The 19,122-nt window shown below is 41.4% G+C and carries 17 protein-coding genes and 1 other RNA gene; 7 read left to right on the top strand and 11 right to left on the bottom strand.

Annotation, left to right across the window (positions count from 1 at the left end):
* Positions 1 to 182: 182 nt before the first annotated feature.
* From ssrS to smc, 6 genes are all read right to left on the bottom strand, one after another.
* A non-coding RNA gene (gene ssrS / locus K2Q13_RS05285) (6S RNA) lies at positions 183 to 359 on the bottom strand.
* Positions 357 to 659 carry a cell division protein ZapA gene (locus K2Q13_RS05280; RefSeq protein WP_292919707.1) on the bottom strand — a complete coding sequence of 101 codons (303 nt, stop codon included), beginning with the start codon at positions 657 to 659 and terminating at the stop codon, positions 357 to 359. The genes ssrS and K2Q13_RS05280 overlap by 3 nt, the downstream gene beginning before the upstream one ends.
* Positions 652 to 849 (bottom strand): hypothetical protein, encoded by a 198-nt coding sequence (locus K2Q13_RS05275; protein ID WP_292919705.1) that lies wholly within the window; start codon positions 847 to 849, stop codon positions 652 to 654. Before K2Q13_RS05275 ends, K2Q13_RS05280 begins: the two co-directional genes overlap by 8 nt.
* A gap of 135 nt (positions 850 to 984) precedes the next feature.
* Positions 985 to 1,230 (bottom strand): CDGSH iron-sulfur domain-containing protein, encoded by a 246-nt coding sequence (locus tag K2Q13_RS05270; protein WP_292919703.1) that lies wholly within the window; start codon positions 1,228 to 1,230, stop codon positions 985 to 987.
* A 182-nt stretch (positions 1,231 to 1,412) separates the two neighbouring features.
* A complete protein-coding gene (locus K2Q13_RS05265) occupies positions 1,413 to 2,618 on the bottom strand; it encodes a cell division protein ZipA C-terminal FtsZ-binding domain-containing protein (protein WP_292919701.1) in 1,206 nt (401 codons plus the stop codon).
* Between the two features lie 91 nt (positions 2,619 to 2,709).
* On the bottom strand, positions 2,710 to 6,246 hold the full coding sequence (gene smc, locus K2Q13_RS05260) for a chromosome segregation protein SMC (RefSeq protein ID WP_292919699.1): 3,537 nt from the start codon (positions 6,244 to 6,246) through the stop codon (positions 2,710 to 2,712).
* Between the two features lie 93 nt (positions 6,247 to 6,339).
* Here smc and queF point away from each other — a divergent pair, with 93 nt between their 5' ends.
* Positions 6,340 to 6,759, top strand: coding sequence for a preQ(1) synthase (queF, locus tag K2Q13_RS05255; protein WP_292919697.1), 420 nt, complete (start codon positions 6,340 to 6,342; stop codon positions 6,757 to 6,759).
* A gap of 153 nt (positions 6,760 to 6,912) precedes the next feature.
* A complete protein-coding gene (locus tag K2Q13_RS05250; protein WP_292919695.1) occupies positions 6,913 to 8,199 on the top strand; it encodes a LysM peptidoglycan-binding domain-containing protein in 1,287 nt (428 codons plus the stop codon).
* A gap of 47 nt (positions 8,200 to 8,246) precedes the next feature.
* Here K2Q13_RS05250 and K2Q13_RS05245 read toward each other — a convergent pair whose 3' ends face one another.
* Positions 8,247 to 9,707, bottom strand: a complete 1,461-nt coding sequence (locus tag K2Q13_RS05245) for a leucyl aminopeptidase family protein (RefSeq protein WP_292919693.1) — start codon at positions 9,705 to 9,707, stop codon at positions 8,247 to 8,249.
* A gap of 168 nt (positions 9,708 to 9,875) precedes the next feature.
* On the opposite strand from K2Q13_RS05245, the gene K2Q13_RS05240 reads away from it, so the two are divergent.
* Positions 9,876 to 10,670 carry a thymidylate synthase gene (locus K2Q13_RS05240; RefSeq protein ID WP_292919691.1) on the top strand — a complete coding sequence of 265 codons (795 nt, stop codon included), beginning with the start codon at positions 9,876 to 9,878 and terminating at the stop codon, positions 10,668 to 10,670.
* Positions 10,667 to 11,173 carry a dihydrofolate reductase gene (locus K2Q13_RS05235; RefSeq protein ID WP_292919689.1) on the top strand — a complete coding sequence of 169 codons (507 nt, stop codon included), beginning with the start codon at positions 10,667 to 10,669 and terminating at the stop codon, positions 11,171 to 11,173. The genes K2Q13_RS05240 and K2Q13_RS05235 overlap by 4 nt, the downstream gene beginning before the upstream one ends.
* A 116-nt stretch (positions 11,174 to 11,289) precedes the next feature.
* On the opposite strand, the gene K2Q13_RS05230 is transcribed toward K2Q13_RS05235, so the two are convergent.
* The 4 genes from K2Q13_RS05230 to apbC all read right to left on the bottom strand — a co-directional run bounded on the left by K2Q13_RS05230 (position 11,290) and on the right by apbC (position 15,733).
* Positions 11,290 to 12,465: a type III PLP-dependent enzyme gene (locus K2Q13_RS05230; protein WP_292919687.1), complete on the bottom strand. Its 1,176-nt coding sequence runs from the start codon at positions 12,463 to 12,465 to the stop codon at positions 11,290 to 11,292.
* Positions 12,466 to 12,772: 307 nt separating this feature from the next.
* Positions 12,773 to 13,948 carry a TIGR03790 family protein gene (locus K2Q13_RS05225; protein ID WP_292919685.1) on the bottom strand — a complete coding sequence of 392 codons (1,176 nt, stop codon included), beginning with the start codon at positions 13,946 to 13,948 and terminating at the stop codon, positions 12,773 to 12,775.
* Positions 13,949 to 14,064: 116 nt separating this feature from the next.
* Positions 14,065 to 14,631: a dCTP deaminase gene (gene dcd / locus K2Q13_RS05220; RefSeq protein WP_292919683.1), complete on the bottom strand. Its 567-nt coding sequence runs from the start codon at positions 14,629 to 14,631 to the stop codon at positions 14,065 to 14,067.
* Positions 14,632 to 14,644: 13 nt separating this feature from the next.
* Positions 14,645 to 15,733, bottom strand: coding sequence for an iron-sulfur cluster carrier protein ApbC (gene apbC, locus K2Q13_RS05215; protein ID WP_292919681.1), 1,089 nt, complete (start codon positions 15,731 to 15,733; stop codon positions 14,645 to 14,647).
* A gap of 125 nt (positions 15,734 to 15,858) precedes the next feature.
* Here apbC and metG point away from each other — a divergent pair, with 125 nt between their 5' ends.
* Genes metG through K2Q13_RS05200 form a run of 3 tightly spaced genes read left to right on the top strand, consistent with a single transcriptional unit; the run spans position 15,859 to position 19,115 of the window.
* The gene (metG, locus tag K2Q13_RS05210) at positions 15,859 to 17,964 is read left to right on the top strand and encodes a methionine--tRNA ligase (RefSeq protein ID WP_292919679.1); all 2,106 of its coding nucleotides are present in this window, start codon (positions 15,859 to 15,861) and stop codon (positions 17,962 to 17,964) included.
* 11 nt (positions 17,965 to 17,975) lie between these two features.
* Positions 17,976 to 18,341 carry a DUF4440 domain-containing protein gene (locus K2Q13_RS05205; protein ID WP_292919677.1) on the top strand — a complete coding sequence of 122 codons (366 nt, stop codon included), beginning with the start codon at positions 17,976 to 17,978 and terminating at the stop codon, positions 18,339 to 18,341.
* Positions 18,342 to 18,365: 24 nt separating this feature from the next.
* Entirely contained in the window at positions 18,366 to 19,115 is a 750-nt protein-coding gene (locus K2Q13_RS05200) for a YggS family pyridoxal phosphate-dependent enzyme (RefSeq protein WP_292919675.1), read from the top strand.
* Positions 19,116 to 19,122 lie beyond the last annotated feature (7 nt).

The raw sequence follows: 19,122 nt of genomic DNA, 5'->3' as shown, positions 1-19,122 counted from the left end.
GGACTTATAATCATGAACGGCCTAATACAGCCTATCGGAGGAATAACACCAAAACAAAAACTTGCTCAATTAGCTCATTAACATCTACTTTTGAATTCGGTTAATAATGGGGTGACTACCGTGTTAAGTGTCGTAAAACTAAAAGGACAAGAAATGTTCCGAAGACATTTCTCGTCCTGAAATAGCTCCCCACATATGCCGTTAGACCATCATCTTGAACCATAAGGTCCAAGGCGGTTGTTTCATGGATACATCAGGCACATCCATTAATGGCGTACACAACAGTATCACTAAAATCCACAACCATTTTCTAAAAATGGTTCAAAGAATATAAGTCTTAACGAACACCGCAGGGATTAACCTTCATCTTTCATTGTTATTGCTTCATCAACTTTATTTTTTAATGTAATAATTCTACGCCTAAATTCATCCATGTCAAAACCTGTTACGTTTCTCAACATTAACAATTCATGTGTAATTTTTAGCGCTGCAATAATCGCGATGCGATCGGCATCGATTATTTTTCCTTCTGCTTTGATATCTTGCGCCTTATTATCCAAATAAGCTGCGGCGAGTTGAAGTTCTTCACATTCTTTGTCAGTACATGCGATGCTAAATTCACGCTCGAAAATATTAATGTTTAATGTGGTGTTATTCATTTTTAGGAATATTCAACAAAAGTGCCTCAAGTCGATCTGCTGCCACATGCATTTTCTCATTTAATTTCTCGCATTGATTATGAGAATCTGCCAATTCTTTTTGCAATTTTTTATTTTCTACGCGGGTATCCTGATACATACGTAAAAGTAAAAAAACTTTTTCTTCTAAAGATTCCAGTTCTGTTTCCATAGGGCGCAAATTTTTGAACTATCAAAAGGTTATTACGTAACCAAATCTAAAATTATACTATCGCGCCCTAGTTCTCGATCAAAACAACAATCGATAATTATTCTTATTTTTTATAAGTATAAATTTCTATACTAATTATAATTTACGGTGAGTGCCATCACAAAATGGCGCATTGCCGGTTTTCTTGCAGGTACATAACCAAGCTGTTTTATTCTCATTGGTTGAGAATTTCTTTGGTGTGAATTCAGTGTTTTTATGTGACCCATCACAAAAAGGCTGAGATTTACTCCGACCACAACTGCACCAGTAATAATCTTCCCCTGATTCAAGTTGAACTTCAATCGGTGAAAAGGATAATCCTGTATTTGAAGATTGATTCATTATTATTGAGCGATATTAAAATCTAATTATTTATCATTAACATGGCTTGGCATTTTAAAACTCATGCTGAGAAGTATTTTGTAACTGTATATTCTAAGTGTCATTTTATTGAATAATCAACAGGCTTTGTAGGGATTACGGATGCTCAAGTAATACCTTTAATATTATTGTGAAAATTTTCCTTATACAAATAACCGTAAGGCGCTGGGACTGCCCGAATTAATATGATTATTTTTCATTGAGGTTTGTATTTCCAGTAGTTGCTGTTTGCTTTTTTGAATTCCACTATCACTTAGTGGAACGCGATTGTCATCAACCACGATTCCACCCAGTGTATTGGAGAAAATCTTGGCCAAATGTGTCATTTGATCAAATACCCTCTCTCCATGGGCAACTCTTGGTACATCCAGCAGGAAAGTTACGCCATGCGTTGTTAATGATTTAATATTTTCGGGTAGGAATGGAGAGGATTCGTAATTATTCAATGTAAATAGGATATTATTACCCTCGTCGCGATATTTGAATAGTCCATCTGTTTCGAGTCTGAATCCAGAGGCTTCTGCTAGCGCTCGAATCTTAGTGCCGACAAATGCTCCGTCATCTTTGCTAATGATATTTATACCTATCATAACATCGACTTCAGCGCAAAACTTATCGAGCATAACAGCTTTCTCATGCGTACTAACAATATCCGGACACTCTGCCGAAGCGTTAACTTGTGATGCGAAATCGAGAACCAAATCCCTGAATTTAGATAAATTGACTTCACTGATAGGACCGGACCTGTCGGCAAGTTGCAAGCAGCCTTTCAAATGGCAGTAACCGTCGCTATCTACATTGGATTCAGTGGAAATTTCTTCCCATGGCTCATTTTTATCTTGCTGGCCCAACCAATAAACTGGTTTTCCAAAGTCAAATTTTCTTTGTAGTAACTTGGCAATATGAGTATTTGCAATGACAGATTCTGATCGGATATTGACAATATAATTGGTATTACTATCGTAATCCAGTAGTGGTGAAGTTGTTGCAGAACTAATAGCCGCGCTTGTTTGAGTGGTATTAAATGGTGGATGTGCAGGTGGTGACATAATCGATGTTTTATTTGTTTCAGTTGGCGACGAATCAAATTGATCACCAGTCTGGGGCAAAGAATCAAGCCCAGATTCTGATGACATTTTTTTGTTAAACTTTGGTTCAATGCGTTGAAAAGGTTCATCAGAATGATGTGTATCCAAGAGAATATCATCATGTTCATGATCAAATGCAGCCTGTACTTCTCGACGGTAACGCAGTTGTTGCAACCAGTTAAAAACAGCAACAGCAACAATAACTATGATACCGATAATGATCAAACTTACCTGCAAGTCACTCATGCTAAGAATCTCCATATTATCTCCTTGCTATTTCTTAAAGTTACTGTTTGGCACAGCAGATTATGTCATTTTTTTATACGACTTAAAACAATCATTAGGTTACGGCCTACAGGCTGCGTTTCCCCATATTAATTGCATCAGCGAGATCGACAGCTACTATTTTTGATACACCTTGTTCCTGCATTGTAACTCCAATTAATCGCTGTGCCATCTCCATGGTTATCTTATTGTGACTGATAAATAAAAATTGGGTGTGTCTGGCCATGTTTTTCACTATTTCACAGAATCGCCTGGTATTGCTGTCATCAAGCGGTGCATCTACTTCATCCAGTAAGCAAAATGGAGCTGGATTTAATCGGAATAATGAAAAAATTAATGCCAATGCTGTGAGCGCTTTTTCTCCACCGGATAATAAATGTATAGAGCTGTTCTTTTTTCCTGGCGGCTGCGCCATCAACAGTAGGCCTGCATCGAGAATTTTGTTATCACAAAATTCTAGTTTAGCTTTCCCGCCGGCAAATATGACTGGGAAAATATCGTCCAGATAATTATTTATCAAAATAAAGGTTTCTTGTAGACGCTTTTGAGTTTCGCGATCTATCTGCAGAATGGCATTGTCTAAAGTGGCGATGGCTGCATTGATGTCATGTAACTGTATCAGTAAATTGGATTCTCGAGTGCGAGCAATTTTAAGTTCTTCTAATGCCGCAAGATTGACAGGGCCAAGCTCTGTAATTTTTGTATTGAGCTGATCAATCTCAGATTCTAATGCTGTCGTATTTTTTTTGTTAATGAGTGGTAACAGAAATTCCATTTCAATATCTGCATCATTGATCAGAGCATCAAATTGGTTCATTGCAATTGCGGCAGCTTGTTCTTTGAGCTGTAACTTATTCATGGTTTCTCGCAATGAGTAAGATTCTTGTTCTGATGTCATGCGGGTATTTTCTATTTCCCGTAAATTTCTTGCGATATTACTAACTTCTTGACGTACTTGTAATGCAGTTTGCTCGACTAATTTGCGTTGTGCTTGAGCGTTTTGTAGCAGAGAATTGACTCGATTTGTGTCGAATTCTTCCTTTTCCTTGAGCAGATTGGCATGACTCTCTGTGAATTTCTGAAGATCTTCATCAGTAGTTTGGATGTGAGTTTCAATTTCAATGATTTTGTTCTGGCAAGTTTTTATATGAAAGGCAGTTTCTTGTACTTTTTGCGCGGATTGCAGTATCTTATTGCGTAAATTTACAAGTGTATGATCGGTAGCTTCCCAGGCGGATTGGACTTGTTTTACATCATTCTTGAGCTTCTCAATTTGTATCAAATTATTTTCAAATCTTGTTTTCGCAGATTCTTGTTGTGAAATCTCATAAGCCAGTATTTGTTTGATTTCAGTCAATTCGGAATTAATTTGCTCCTGGCGATGGGTCGTGCGTTCATTAGCTTGGGTGAGTTTAACAATTTCAAGCTGTAGTTTGTGCCACTGTTCATGTAATAGTTTGCTATCTCCGTTAACGGAATGGATGGTATTCACCAGTTCTGCACACTGATGTTCTACTTTTGATAATAAGATGCGTTGCTTCTTAAGAAATAATTCATGCTGATCAATTTCTGTTTGTATTTGTATCAGTTCTTGTTGTCTAGACAATACGCCGTGCAAATCTGAATCAGGTGCATAAAAGGTTAAGCTGTTTCGGGTAATGATATGTCCTTGCCGAGTTACAATTATTTCATCTGGTTTTAAAGCAGTCCGTTTAATAAGACCTTCTTTTACGTCTTCTACGACATAAATCGGATATAGCCAATTTTCTAAAACATATTTGATTTCAGGTTGGTCAACTGTGAGAAAAACAAGCAGTTTTTTGCAGTTTATTAGGCTATTCGTCGCTGATGGTGGTACTGCGTCCGATAAAATGGATGGATTCTTGTCAAAAATTGTCCATTTTAAATTCGGTGCGTCATCAATCCAATTTAAAACATTATCCAGTTGTTCGGATTCAATACTGTTGAGTCGTTCGCGTAATACTGCTTCCAGAGCATTTTCCCATTCTGGTGGGATATATATTTTCTGCCATAAACGGGGTAATAGATCCAGTTGATGCTTGCTGAGCCATGCATTGAAATCCTGATCATTATTAAGTCTTTTCTGTAAGTTGTTTAGTGCGGAAAAGCGAGCAATAGCCTGAGATAATGCATGCTGCAGCTCCTGAATTTTGTTAGTAATTTTTTCTTTATTATTGGTTGCCTCAGACAAGTGATTTTCTAAGCTTTGACGTTTCAGGTCTCCATCTTTGAGAGCGCGATCGGTTTGCTCAGTTTCTGACTGTAATTCAATCAGAATGGATGGTTCAATCGTGATTAATTCATTTTGTTCATGTGATAAGCGTGCAAGTCGAGTTTCTAATTGTTGAATGTTTTTTTTTGCATGTGTAAGATGATTTTCTTCAAGCTGATTGGTTTGTTCAAGAATTAAAAGGCTGCGTCGGTATTTGTTTAATTTTTTCTGGCGGCTGAAGGACTCAGTTTCAACAGCTGGAAGTTTATTGTTTTCCTCGTCATGAGCAAGAACGCTACGTTGATTAGATAGCTCAGCATCTGTTTTTTCCTGCTGCCAGTGTCGAAGATTTTCTAATTTTGTTTCTTTTAATTGATGGCTTTTTTGAAGTTGAGCTCCTGTTTGCTGAATTTGCTGCGTTAAGCGATCTTGTGTGCTTCTTAAATGGGTTATCTCTTGTTGTAAGCGTCCTATTTCAGCGTCGGAAGAATATAATTGCCCTTGTATTTGAAGCAGTTGTTCATTGATGGCCTGTTCTTTCTTACGAACAACTCCATAATCTTTTTCCGCATTGTGTTGAACCGAAAGTGTGTTCTCCAATTCCGTTGTAAGTTTCTGAATTTCTTTTCTTGCAGCATCACGTTGGCGCATGGCATCTGCTCTACGCTGTAGCCACAGCAAGGATTGTGACTTATGCATTGCACTCTGCAATAATTGATACTGTGTAGCAATATTTGCCTGTATTTCGAAATGATGCAATTGGGTTTCTAATTCCTGGCGGAGATCTTCTAAACGTATTAGGTTTTTTCTAGTTTCAGTCAGACGCAACGAAGTATCGTGTCTTCTTTCTCGATACTGAGAGATCCCTGCTGCTTCTTCTAGGAAACTCTTTAATTCCAAAGGCTTTGCTTCTATGATCCGTGAAATCATGCCTTGTTCGATGATGGCATAACCATGACTGCCTATACCGGTGCCCAAAAAAAGATCAGAAATATCACGTCGTCGTACTTGAAGGTTGTTGATGAAATAACTTGAAATACCATTCCGCTGGAGCACACGTTTAATTGCAATTTCGGTATAACTGGACCATTGGCCAGTTATTTTTTTTAAGTGATTCTCAAATACAATTTCAACACTGGCACGCCCAATAGCTTTTCGATTCTCCGACCCTGAAAATATGACATCTTGCATCGAATCTCCCCTTAGAGCCGAAGCTTTTGATTCTCCTAATGCCCATCGTACCGCGTCTATGACGTTTGATTTTCCACAGCCATTTGGCCCGACAATACCCACAAGATCGTGGGAAACTGGGATGGTAGTTGGTTCTACAAAGGACTTGAAGCCGGCTAGCTTGATATAGGCAAGACGCAATTTTTTTGTTTATGAGATAAGGCAGTTATAATAGGCAAGGCGCATCACGCAGTTAATATTGTAACCGAATTAATTTAGATATGAGTATGAAGAATGGCTAGTAAACCTGAGAAAACCCTTGAAACATTTCCAAATCCATTTATGAATCGGGATTATCGCATTCACATGGAAATTCCTGAATTTACTTGTTTGTGCCCCAAAACAGGGCAGCCAGATTTTGCGACTCTGGTTTTGGATTATATTCCAGATAAAAAATGCATTGAACTTAAAAGCTTAAAATTATATATCTGGTCATACCGAGATGATGGAGTGTTTCACGAGGCTGTGACAAATATGATTCTCGATGATCTCGTTGCAGTTTTAAAGCCGAGGTATATTCGATTGATAGCGCGTTTTTATGTGCGTGGTGGCATTTTTACGAATATTATCGTTGATCATCATAAAAAAGGATGGAAATCTAAATCCATGATTCTAATGCCAGAATTTTCAGGGCAGTTAAACATTCGAGAATGATTATTAATTATTAACATGAAGGTATATTGGTAGTCTTATGATTTATTAGTGTAAATTTTCTTTTTCGGCATATCAGTATGAAGAAAACAGTTTGCAAAGAGCAAATTTTTATATATCCTGTCATACGACATGGATTTATAAAAAAATATATAGATGATTTTACAAAGAAATATTTTTTCTGCTATATTACTCCTGCTAATTTTCGCTACGTCTTCTTTCTTATCGTTTAACGCATTTGCAGATCGATTACTGCACGACAAAGCTCAATATCACTCAAATTTGTGGGAACGCGTTCGTAGTGGATTTGCATTGGCACTTCCTCCGAATAACAAGGCAATTCGCAAAATTGCAGCCTCATATATACAGAACCCCCAAGCATTTAATCGCATTGTTACAAATGGGGAACGTTATTTATTTTATATAATGGAGGAAGTTGAGCGCCGCGGCATGCCGATGGAAATAGCATTGCTGCCGATAATAGAAAGCGCTTATGATCCTTTGCTTAAATCAAATAAGCAGGCAGCAGGTTTATGGCAATTTATACCTGAGACTGGACGAATTATGGGTTTGGAGCAAACAGTTTGGCATGATGACCGACGCGATATTCTGGCGTCAACACAGGCGGCTCTTGATTACCTTCAATATCTTTATCAAAGATTTGATAATTGGAAATTGGCATTAGCGGCTTATAATTTGGGGGAGGGTGCGGTAAGTAAAGTTTTGGCAAAGCACATACACAAAGGAAGGTCTATTAATTTTTATGATGTGAATTTGCCAGTCGAGGTAAAGCATTATGTTTACAAGATATTAGCAATGAAGGATATTGTTGTTAATGCTAAAAAATATGGCTTGCAGCTACGACCGGTACCGAATCGACCGTATTTTGATACGGTCAAAATCCATGATCACATCGATATTCCACTGGTTGCACGCCTTGCTAATATTTCAGAAGTCGAATTCACCGCATTGAATCCAGCCTATAATCGTTATGTTATAAAAGTGAATGATCAACCTCGTACTTTGTTGATACCTAAAGAAAAGAAAGAAGTATTTGTTAGGAATTTAGCAACTTACCATGATCCTCGTATTTCATGGCAATTCTATCGGGTCAAGAAAGGGGAAAAAATTAGTGAGATTGCTGCCCGGCATGAGACTACTGTAAGACAGTTACAAGCAATTAATGGGATTGCCCGAAATAAAAATATTACGCTAGGGCAAAAAATATTAGTGCCTCAAATTGTGGCGGAGAGTCGAGTAAATAATTCTTCATGGAAGAAGCGGGCGCAACGTGATCAATCGCTTATTTATGTTGTGAGAAAAGGGGATACCTTGTCTGAACTTGCAAAGCGTTATCGCACAACAGTTGATCAGATTAAACGCTGGAATAATAGCGATGAGAATTTGTCCATAGGGCAGAAACTGGTTATGCTGAAAGGGTAGTGTTTGCGGTACGGTGCAAGCTTTATTTAAGAAATTTGTAACATTTCTTATTCGATATTTTTAAGAAATTCAATAGCCCAACTAACGCCAAATCCTGTGATTTCGCTGTTAATGGCACCCAAGCCATCTTTGTGGCTACTTGCGGATAAATCCATGTGTAGCCATGGCGTATTGTCTATGAATTGCTTTAAGAAGCACGCTGCAAGAATATGGTCGAAATCTCCGTCTAATTCGCATTGTTTGATATCGGCGATATCACTTTCAAGACTCTCCTCATAATCTGCATCCATCGGAAAAACGCAAACACGTTCTCCACTTTTCATCCCTGCGATGACTGCTTTCTGACATAAATCATCTCGATTGCTGAAAACACCGCTATATCGAGATCCTATCGCTGTTTTCATGCTACCTGTTAAAGTAGCAAAATCAATAATTAGATCTGGATTTTGTTGCCGCGCTAAAGTCAAAGTATCTGCCAATACCATTCGACCTTCTGCGTCAGTGTGTACGATTTCAATCGACAATCCGTTTAATGCCGAAATAATATCGTTTTGCTTATAGGCGCGCGGACCGATATGGTTTTGTGCAATGGCAAGCCAACAATCAATTGTGACGGATATTTCTGCTCGTGTAGCTGCAAGCAAAATGCCTAATGCAACGGCGGAGCCATTCATATCCTCGTGCATACCTTGCATATGGCGAGCTGGTTTTATATTGTGACCACCGGTATCGAAGCAAATACCTTTGCCGACAATAGCAATGTTTTTATTTTGGGAACTAGGCTTACAGTTGTGTTGTAAATGCACAATAGCGGCATCTTCTGTTTCGCTACCTTGCGCCACTGCGACAAAAGCACCGGCTCCCATTTCTTTTAATTTGTTAAAATCAAATTCTTGGTACTTCCATCCTTCATTTTCAGCCAGCTTCTTAATTTGCTGTCGATAAGTCTTTGGCATTAATTCGTTTGCAGGAAGGGCAGTGAGTCCTCTTGCTAATAGATTCCCTTCCGCTAATGCACGTTGCAAGGAAAAGTTATTGGCATCGTGGTGGCCATATAGAAACATCTTAGCCAGCGGTTTCCGAATTGGTTTGCTTTTGCGTACCGGTAGTACAGCGCCATTGATCCAAACTGTGTAAACAGCCAGTTCAGCAAAGCTTCTTTTTTGTTGCAGCGTGCCATAAACAGCAATATGTATTTCAGCTGGATTTTCTAAAAGCAGCAACTTTATTGTCTTGCGTAAACTAGTTTGTTGCTCGAAAATAGATTTGCTAGTATCAAGCATAACCCAAGCACATAATTCACCATTCGGGAGATTTGCGCACACAGGCGTTTCGTCAAGATCAGTTAATTGCATATTTCGACGCAATAATAGTTTGTCCAGAGACTCTTCACCGGGAATACTGTATTTCTTGGGTAATTTGTCTAGCTTGGGAAGTACTACGAGAATGTGAGGTGTTTTAATTGATTGATCAATAGGTGATGTATTCTGGAAAAGAGATGCCAGCATTGAGAGCTTTCCTGTCAAATATTATTTTTTGTGTAACGATATCGAGAGTCATTGCAAAAAGAGTGATTGCAGATAATGCTGCTATTATATACGTGTTATGTACGCTGTGGCTGGGATAGCCCGTTGCGGATGGATTAAAAAAATCTGAATAGGGAGTTTCAAATAAGAATGCGTCAATATCTCGAATTAATGCAACATGTTATTGATCATGGTTTTCGAAAATCAGATCGAACAGGCATTGGTACATTATCAGTTTTTGGTCATCAAATGCGTTTTGATCTAAATAATGGTTTCCCATTAATAACAACCAAGAAGTGTCATTTAAAGTCAATTGTTCACGAATTGCTATGGTTTATTCAGGGCGATACCAATATACGCTATCTACATGAACACGGTGTTTCTATTTGGGATGAGTGGGCTGATGTAAATGGTGACTTGGGACCTATTTACGGTCATCAATGGCGTTCCTGGACACGCGCAGATGGACGCCAAATTGATCAGCTTCAACAAGTAATCGAACAGATTGGAAATACACCTGATTCACGGCGTATGCTGGTTTCCTCATGGAATGTAGGTGAATTGCACGAAATGCGATTGCCTCCGTGCCATGCCCTTTTTCAATTCTATGTGGCAGATAATCGACTGTCGTGTCAGCTTTACCAGCGAAGCGCGGATATTTTCTTGGGAGTGCCATTTAATATTGCTTCGTACGCATTGCTAACGATGATGATTGCGCAAGTTTGTCATCTCGAGTTGGGAGATTTCATCCATACGTTAGGCGATGCACATCTCTATCTGAATCATTTGGAACAAGTGCATGAACAGTTATCGCGTGAGCCACGATCATTACCCGTTATGAGGTTAAATCCGGAGATACAAAAAATCTTTGATTTTGAATATGAGGATTTTGTTTTGGAGAGCTATGATCCCCATCCCGCAATAAAAGCACCTGTGGCCGTATGACTTTAGCGCGTCTGTCTATCTTGGTTGCCATGGCTAAGAATCGAGTCATTGGCAAGAATAATCAGTTACCATGGCATATACCGGCTGATCTTAAGCATTTTAAGTTCCTGACGATGGGGCAAATCATTGTGATGGGAAGAAAAACCTATGAATCTATTGGCAGGCCATTGCCTGGGCGAGAAAATATTATTATTACCAGACAGTTAGGTTATGAAGCACCGGGAGCGACTGTAGTGAGTTCTCTTCAAGATGCCTTATTGATATGCGAAGAAAGCAGCACAATCAATCGTGAAAGCTTTATTATTGGTGGTGAAAAGCTATATCGACAAACGCTTAGTATTTGTCAGAGAATGTATGTTACTGAAATACAGAGTGATTTTGAAGGTGATGTATTTTTCCCGGAATTTGATCGTAGTGATTGGGAAGAAATACAGCGGGATAAGCATATTTTCGAGAATGGTGCGCGTATCGAGTATCATTTCGTCATTCTCGATCGTAAATAAAGCAGGTCTCAGGCGGCTAAGAACTAAAGGCACAAATACAAATGGTGAAATGGCATCAAATTGCCATCTCACCATTTATGAGGATCGTTGTTGTATGTGTGAGTACCTGTAATTGCCTAAATTACTTTCACATCAGGTAAAGGAAATCCATTGAAATTACTTGCGTATGCGGTGGTGTAAGCGCCCGCATTCGGTATATAAATGAAATCTCCTTCCTGTATATCGTTTGGCAGCATTAACTCATGCATCAGGATATCGACTGAATCACAGGTTGGGCCTGCGATTGACCATGGAATGTGATTGCCTTTTCGGTCTGTTAGGATTTCATAGCGTAAGCCTTCAGACATTTCTATGACGCCGCCAAACATGCCCGCATCCCAGTACATCCAGCGTTTTCCGTTACGCGTTGCAGTACCCACGACGCAACACACAAAATAAGCCGAATCAGAGACTAAATAACGGCCTGGTTCTGCCATAACGCGGATATTTTTCGGTAAATCCGCAATGGCTTCGTTAATGACTTCAGCGATGATTTCGATTGAAGGAATCGGTTTAACATGTCGAACTGGATAACCTCCACCTACATTCAGCAATCGAGGATTCAAGCCGACGCGTCGCATTTCAGCAAAGACTTTTTTCGCCCGTTCGATACCAACGCGCCAATTTTGCGGGTTACGGCATTGAGAGCCTACATGAAAGGTGACACCGGCCAAATCTGCTTTGAGTCTCACAGCCTCTTGAATGATTTCATTAATATCGGCAAGGTGTGTGCCAAATTTCCCAGCCAGCGGCCAATCGCTACCAATATTCGGTGTATCGATACGTAAGTACATTTTTGCGTCTGGCTTGATGCTAACTATTTTTCGCAACTCCTCAATGCTATCGAGCACATACCATTCAACTCCTTTGGCAGCGGCATATTCTACGTAAGCCCTGGATTTCATTGGGTTACTATAAAATATTTCAGCAGCTGGCACGCCTAATTTGAGAAGCAGATCAAGTTCGGCAATAGAGGCGATTTCAAATCCAACGCCTTCCTCAATTAGAGTTTTGAGTACACGTTCATCTGGATTTGCTTTGACAGCATAATGCGGGTGAACTCGGGGCATGGCAGCGACGAAACGTCGGGACTTATGTCGGATAATGTCGCTGTCCACCAGTAAAAAAGGTCGTTGATATCCTTTCTTCATGGCATCTTGAACGTGTTCAAAATTTAGACTAACTTCAGGGTGGGTGTCGAATAGAACCTCAGATTGATCGTATTTCTGAAGTGAGGACGAGAGTTTAGGCATGCGAGTGCTCCTTCTTTAAATAACGCTACGTTTCAGGAATATGAACATTGACTAAATCAGCTGGAGCAATAAAGTTCTTTATACTTCTCATGATGACCTCCTCGGCGATAAGTTTACTGATGAATAAAATGCACGCATTATAGTCTGCATTACAAGCAAATCAAGTATTTTTTTATATTAAAATATTTTTTAATTGTAAAGGATAAATTATTAGAAACAATATGTTGTATTAAATAAAACTGCTATCGCGTTAGACGGTTGTTTTATAAAAAAGTTTAGATAAAATTTTTGGTTTTCTGATGATTTATCAATGCCATTGTATATTTAAATAACCATCTGTTTTATCACTAAATTTGAAATGAAATATATTTTCTCCGCGGCGAATGGTTTTTTGTCGCATAAACGGACTAAAAGGTCCAGCCGCAGAAAATGATTGTTCGATTTTCAATCGCCCGGTGCGGGGTGAAAAAAATTTCAATACAAATTGTCCCGGACTAATTTCCTTTAAATGTGGAGCGAAGGGTTTGGCTAATGGTTCACCGATGAATACGCCCTGGCCTGGCCAAGCAACGCTTTTCCAATAAGCCTCAAGCGCAGAAGCACCTAATGTGTACTGAAACATGGCAACTTCTGGGGAAGGAAATTTTTGTGAAAAACTGCAAGGTTCAACAACGGTTCCATAACTTGCTGTAGCACCGGCCTCCAGCCAGCGCAAACTGCTCATTTGTAGAGAATCAGTCAACATACCACCTGCTGACGTTAAATGATCCGCTAAAGCGCCTGGAAGAAAGTACAGTGTTTCCAGCATAGGCACTTCTTTCAGACCGGTAAAATAGAAAAGCACATCTTTGCGTTCAGAAATGTAATCGCTCGCCAGTATTTGCATAGGAAATATGCCGACTAATTTGTTTGCGGCTTGTGTAAAGCCAGCTGCACGACTGTTGCGTGCTTTATCGGATGTATTCATTAAATAGGCTTGACCCTTAGGAAAGCTATAATCTGAACGTATACCACGGTCAATCAATGCCTTGATGTGTTCGAAGGAAGCTCCGGCTAACATCATTGCAGGGCGCAGCTTGTAATCATTATATGGATAAACACTGGATGAATTGAGATAGGGGCTGGGAGCGGTTGATTCACAGGGCTTGGCGCAGTATTTTTTGTCGAAACCAAAAGCCAGAGCGGATGTTAACGACATACAGCCAACTCGATACGGAGTAGTCCAGGCAACGGCGAATGCCTGCACATGCTCGGGAGTGAGCTGGTCAATGGTTGCCTTTAGTTGCCTGAATTCCTTCGGGGTCATGACACTGCGTTCAGATGAGAAGCGCAGTTTAATGATGTTGGTTTTAGGTATTTTTCTGGCTTGCAAATAGTAATTGCCTATTTGCCGGGATAAGGGATCGTTTTCATTGATCACGACTGCGATATCATTGGGCTCCAGTCCTGTTCGCGGCAATGAGATACGATTCTGTGCTTCCACTGGAAAAGCTGCGGAAAGAAAAATGAGTATCAATATAACGAAGAACAGTTGGATCAATGTTAAACTTTCTCGCGTTAAATAAAAGCGTTTTTACGCTGATTAGTAAGAATGCAACTTTAGATCTTCGGCAGCGTCACGCCATGCTGTCCTTGATATTTTCCACCTCGATCTTTGTATGAAGTTTCACAGACTTCATCCGACTCAAAAAATATTACTTGTGCGACACCTTCATTGGCATAGATTTTCGCGGGGAGTGGTGTTGTATTGGAGAACTCCAATGTGACATAGCCTTCCCACTCCGGTTCAAAAGGGGTGACGTTAACAATGATGCCGCAGCGAGCGTAGGTTGATTTACCCAAACAAATGGTTAGTACATTGCGCGGAATACGAAAATATTCGACGGTGCGCGCCAGAGCAAAGGAATTGGGCGGAATAATGCATACATTATTTTTGACATCAACAAATGAGTTGGAGTCGAAATTCTTCGGATCGACAATCGTTGAGTTGATATTGGTGAATAATTTAAATTCATCCGAACAGCGGATATCGTATCCATAGCTTGATGTGCCATAGGAAACAATACGTTGATTGTCCTTTTGGCGAATCTGGTCGGGTTCGAATGGCTCAATCATGCCATATTCCAGCGCCATGCGGCGTATCCATTTGTCTGATTTAATCGTCATGTTTTAAGTGTTCCTAGTCATTTTCCATGATGATTTTGGTAAACAATTCCGAATGATCTTCGGCGCATTCGGCAACTTTAACGGCAACGCGCCGTGCAATCAACCGGTAGATTTTGGCTATTTTTCCATCCGGTTCGGCAACGACGCTGGGCTTTCCTGTATCCGTATGTTCGCGGATTTTGATATCGAGTGGCAAAGCGCCGAGAAATTCTACATTGTAATCCTGACACATTTTCTTACCACCGCCAGTGCCGAAAATAGGTTCGGTGTGTCCGCACTGCGAACAGGTATGCGTGCTCATATTTTCGACAATACCCAAAATCGGGATGCCCACTTTCTCAAACATTTTTAGACCTTTGCGAGCATCCAGTAAGGCGATATCTTGCGGCGTAGTGACAATCACCGCGCCGGTTACCGGTATTTTTTGCGCCAGCGTCAATTGAATATCACCTGTACCCGGCGGCAAATCAACAATTAAATAATCCAAGTCTTTCCAGTTGGTGTCGTTCAATAATTGCTGTAAAGCTTGTGTAACCATCGGGCCGCGCCAAACCATCGGAGTCTCGACGTCAATCAGCAAACCGATTGATATCGCCTGAATCCCGTGCGCCTGCATTGGTTCCATGGTTTTGCCATCAAACGATTCCGGATGCCCGGTTATGCCTAGCATTTGAGGTTGTGACGGTCCATAGATATCTGCATCCAAAATACCCACGGACGCGCCTTCCGCTGCTAGCGCCAGAGCCAGATTAACTGCTGTCGCCGACTTTCCGACACCACCCTTGCCGGATGCGACTGCGATGATATTTTTAACGCCGGGAATTAGTTTGACACCGCGTTGCACGCCATGCGGAATAATTTTGCTGTTGACCGTTACCTGAATATTTCCAATTCCGGGTATTGATCGTAAAGCTTCGATGATCTGGCTTTGTACCGTATCTTTAACGCTATTGGCGGGATAACCTAATTCGATGTCAATCGCGACATTGTTTTGATCAATCGCGATCGAATGCAGCGTTTTTGCGGCGATGTAATCTTTACCCGTGGTTGGATCAATAACCTGAGAAAGAATAGTTTGTATTTGTGGTTCAGAAATAGTCACTACAAAACTCCTTAATACTACCGGCTAGCGGTTAACAATTTAATAAGGGGATGGTAACAAATATCGGGAATGGACACACAGTTTGTTACAATTGGCGTTTATTCAATCTGAGCTGCGAATAGCGAATGAGCAAGCGAAAAATTCTGGTTACTTCTGCACTTCCATACGCGAATGGCAGTATCCATTTAGGTCATCTAGTGGAATATATTCAGACCGATATCTGGGTGCGGTTTCAGAAAATGCGTGGACATACGGTTTACTATGTTTGCGCCGATGACACGCATGGTACGCCGATCATGCTGCGCGCAGAAAAAGAAGGCATTACGCCGGAAGCTTTGATCGCACGCGTTCATTCAGAACATTTGGGAGATTTTAACGGATTTCACATTCAATTTGACAACTATTACAGCACGCACTCAGCGGAAACCCGGCATTTTTCCGAAGACATATACGCTAAACTAAAAACCGCTGGTTTAATTACTGTGCGCAGTATTGAGCAGCTATACGATCCGGTCAAAAATATGTTCCTGCCGGATCGATTTGTCAAAGGTGAATGCCCGAAATGCAGCGCCAAAGACCAATACGGCGATTCGTGCGAAGTATGCGGCGCAGCGTATACACCGACTGAACTGAAAAATCCTTATTCTGCAGTATCCGGCGCAAAGCCGATCAGCAAATTCTCCGAACATTACTTCTTTAATTTATCTGATTCGCGTTGCGTTGATTTTTTACGGCACTGGGCTTGTGAGGGCGATCATTTACAGCCCGAAGCTGCCAATAAAATGCGCGAATGGGTCGGCGAAGCGGGGGAGAACAAGCTTTCCGATTGGGATATTTCGCGCGATGCGCCTTATTTTGGTTTTGAAATCCCCGATGTTCCTGGTAAATATTTTTATGTTTGGCTTGATGCGCCAGTCGGTTACATGGGTAGCTTCAAGAATTTATGCGAACGGGAAAAGATTCAGTTCGATGAATTCTGGCAACCGCAATCCGATGCGGAACTGTATCACTTCATCGGCAAGGACATTCTGTATTTCCATGCGTTATTCTGGCCTGCGATGCTGCAAAATGCCAAGTACCGCACGCCGACAAAGATTTTTGCGCATGGTTTTCTGACTGTGAATGGCGAAAAAATGAGCAAGTCGCGTGGCACGTTTATCACAGCGGAAAGTTATTTGAGGCAAGGTCTGAATCCCGAATGGTTGCGTTATTACTATGCGGCCAAACTCAACAGCACACTAGAAGACATCGACTTGAATCTGGAAGATTTTGTCGCGCGCGTGAATTCTGATTTGGTTGGCAAGTTTATTAACATTGCTAGCCGCTGCGCGGGTTTCATTAGCAAACGCTTTGCTGGCAGATTGGTCGATGGCGCGCAATATCATGTTTTGCAAAAGATGGTGAATGAGCATTTTGCTACCTGGAGGCCAGCCGTTATTGAACAGGCATTTGAAGCGCGTGAATTTTCTGCCGCCATCCGTCAAATCATGAAATTTGCTGATGAAGCTAACGAAATGATTCATGAGCTAGCGCCGTGGGAAATCGCCAAAAATCCCGATCGCACTGATGATTTGCAACGCACCTGCAGCCTTGGCATTCAATTGTTTTACTTGCTATCGCGCTATCTGAAACCGATTCTGCCAGGTACTGTGCAACAAATAGAAGCCTTTCTTAATTGTGCGCCTCTAACCTGGCCGCAGCTGAACGACGATCAAACGGTTTCCGATTTATTGCTGCCCGCAGGACATATTATTAATATTTACCAACATTTGATGACACGTATCGACAGCAAGCAGATTGAGGCGTTAACCGCTGCCAACACCCAGAGCTTGGCGCCTGTAACGCAAAATACACCCGTAAGACACGCAGAGAAGCAGCAACATGCGATTGTGCCAATCGCCGAGACCATTTCCATCGACGACTTCAGTAAAATTGATTTGCGCATCGCCAAAATTGTCAATGCTGAGCATGTGCCAGGGGCAGAGAAATTGTTGAAGCTTACGCTCGATATCGGCAGCGAACAACGCATGGTTTTTGCCGGTATCAAATCTGCTTACGATCCCGAGCAACTTAAAGGGCGTCTAACCGTGATGGTCGCCAATCTCGCGCCGCGGCAAATGAAATTCGGTTTATCGGAAGGCATGGTGTTGGCTGCAGGCGGAGGTAACTCGGGAGAATTATTCATTTTATCACCTGATACCGGCGCACAACCGGGTATGCGGGTTAAGTAGTTGCATCGTGTATGGATCTGATTACTAAACAAATTCAACAGTTGGAACTTAAATTACTTCAAAGTGATCTGATAGCGCATCCTGGCTTGATCGACGAATTGTTGGCGGAGAGTTTTGAAGAAATTGATAGTAACGGAGAAATTCGTACCAGAGATGACGTGGTTGGCTGGTTGTTGCACAAGGATAAGTACATTCAATGGATCTTCAAGGATTTTCGCATTAAAGCATTGACCAACGATGTCGTGCTGGCGATTTATTCGTTGCACAAACCGGACCAACCGGGCACCGATTACACAGGATCCACCAGAACTTCAATTTGGCAGCGCCAGAAAAACCAATGGAAAATGGTTTTTCACCAAGCATCCAGAAAAAGCTAACTTTTCGAACGACAGGAGCAGTCCGTGGAACTCAATGCAGAGCAGCAATTTAACGATATCCAGAACAATCTCACAACCGTCAAGCAACGTATCGTCGATGCTTGCAAGAAAGCGGGGCGTGATCCCGCCAGCGTGCGGCTGCTGCCAGTTACCAAAACCGTGCCTGCTGAAAGGCTGCGTATTGCCTACGCCGCAGGTTGCCATGAAATGGGTGAAAACAAAATTCAGGAAGCGCGCGAGAAATCCGAGGTATTGAGCGACTTAAACATCAAATGGGCGGTCATCGGTCACTTGCAAACCAATAAAGCCAAGTATTTGGCCCGCTTTGCTAATGAATTCCAAGCACTCGATAGTCTTAAAGTTGCCGAAGAACTCGACAAACGCCTACAAAATGAGGGACGGTCGATCGATGTTTATGTACAAGTCAACAGTTCCGGCGAGGCGAGTAAATTCGGCCTTCCTCCCGAAGGCGTGTGTGACTTCGTTCAACAACTACCCAAATATTCGTCATTACGCATCAAGGGATTGATGACACTCGCGATTTTTTCCTCGGATCATGCCCGGGTGCGCGAATGTTTCGTCAAAATGCGCGAAGTCCAGGCCATGCTGCGCCAGGAAGCGCCAGACGGATTGTCATTTGACGAGTTGTCAATGGGCATGTCGGGAGATTATGAATTGGCGATTGAAGAAGGCGCGACTGTAGTACGGGTCGGGCAGGCGATATTCGGCAAGCGGCCGCTGCCCGATAGTCATTATTGGCCCGGAATGGGGTGACGTGAGC

The sequence above is a fragment of the Nitrosomonas sp. genome (assembly GCF_019752095.1).
Taxonomy (GTDB): domain Bacteria; phylum Pseudomonadota; class Gammaproteobacteria; order Burkholderiales; family Nitrosomonadaceae; genus Nitrosomonas.
The sequence above is the reverse complement of the archived record's forward strand: the minus strand, read 5'-3'. Positions and strand labels throughout refer to the sequence as shown.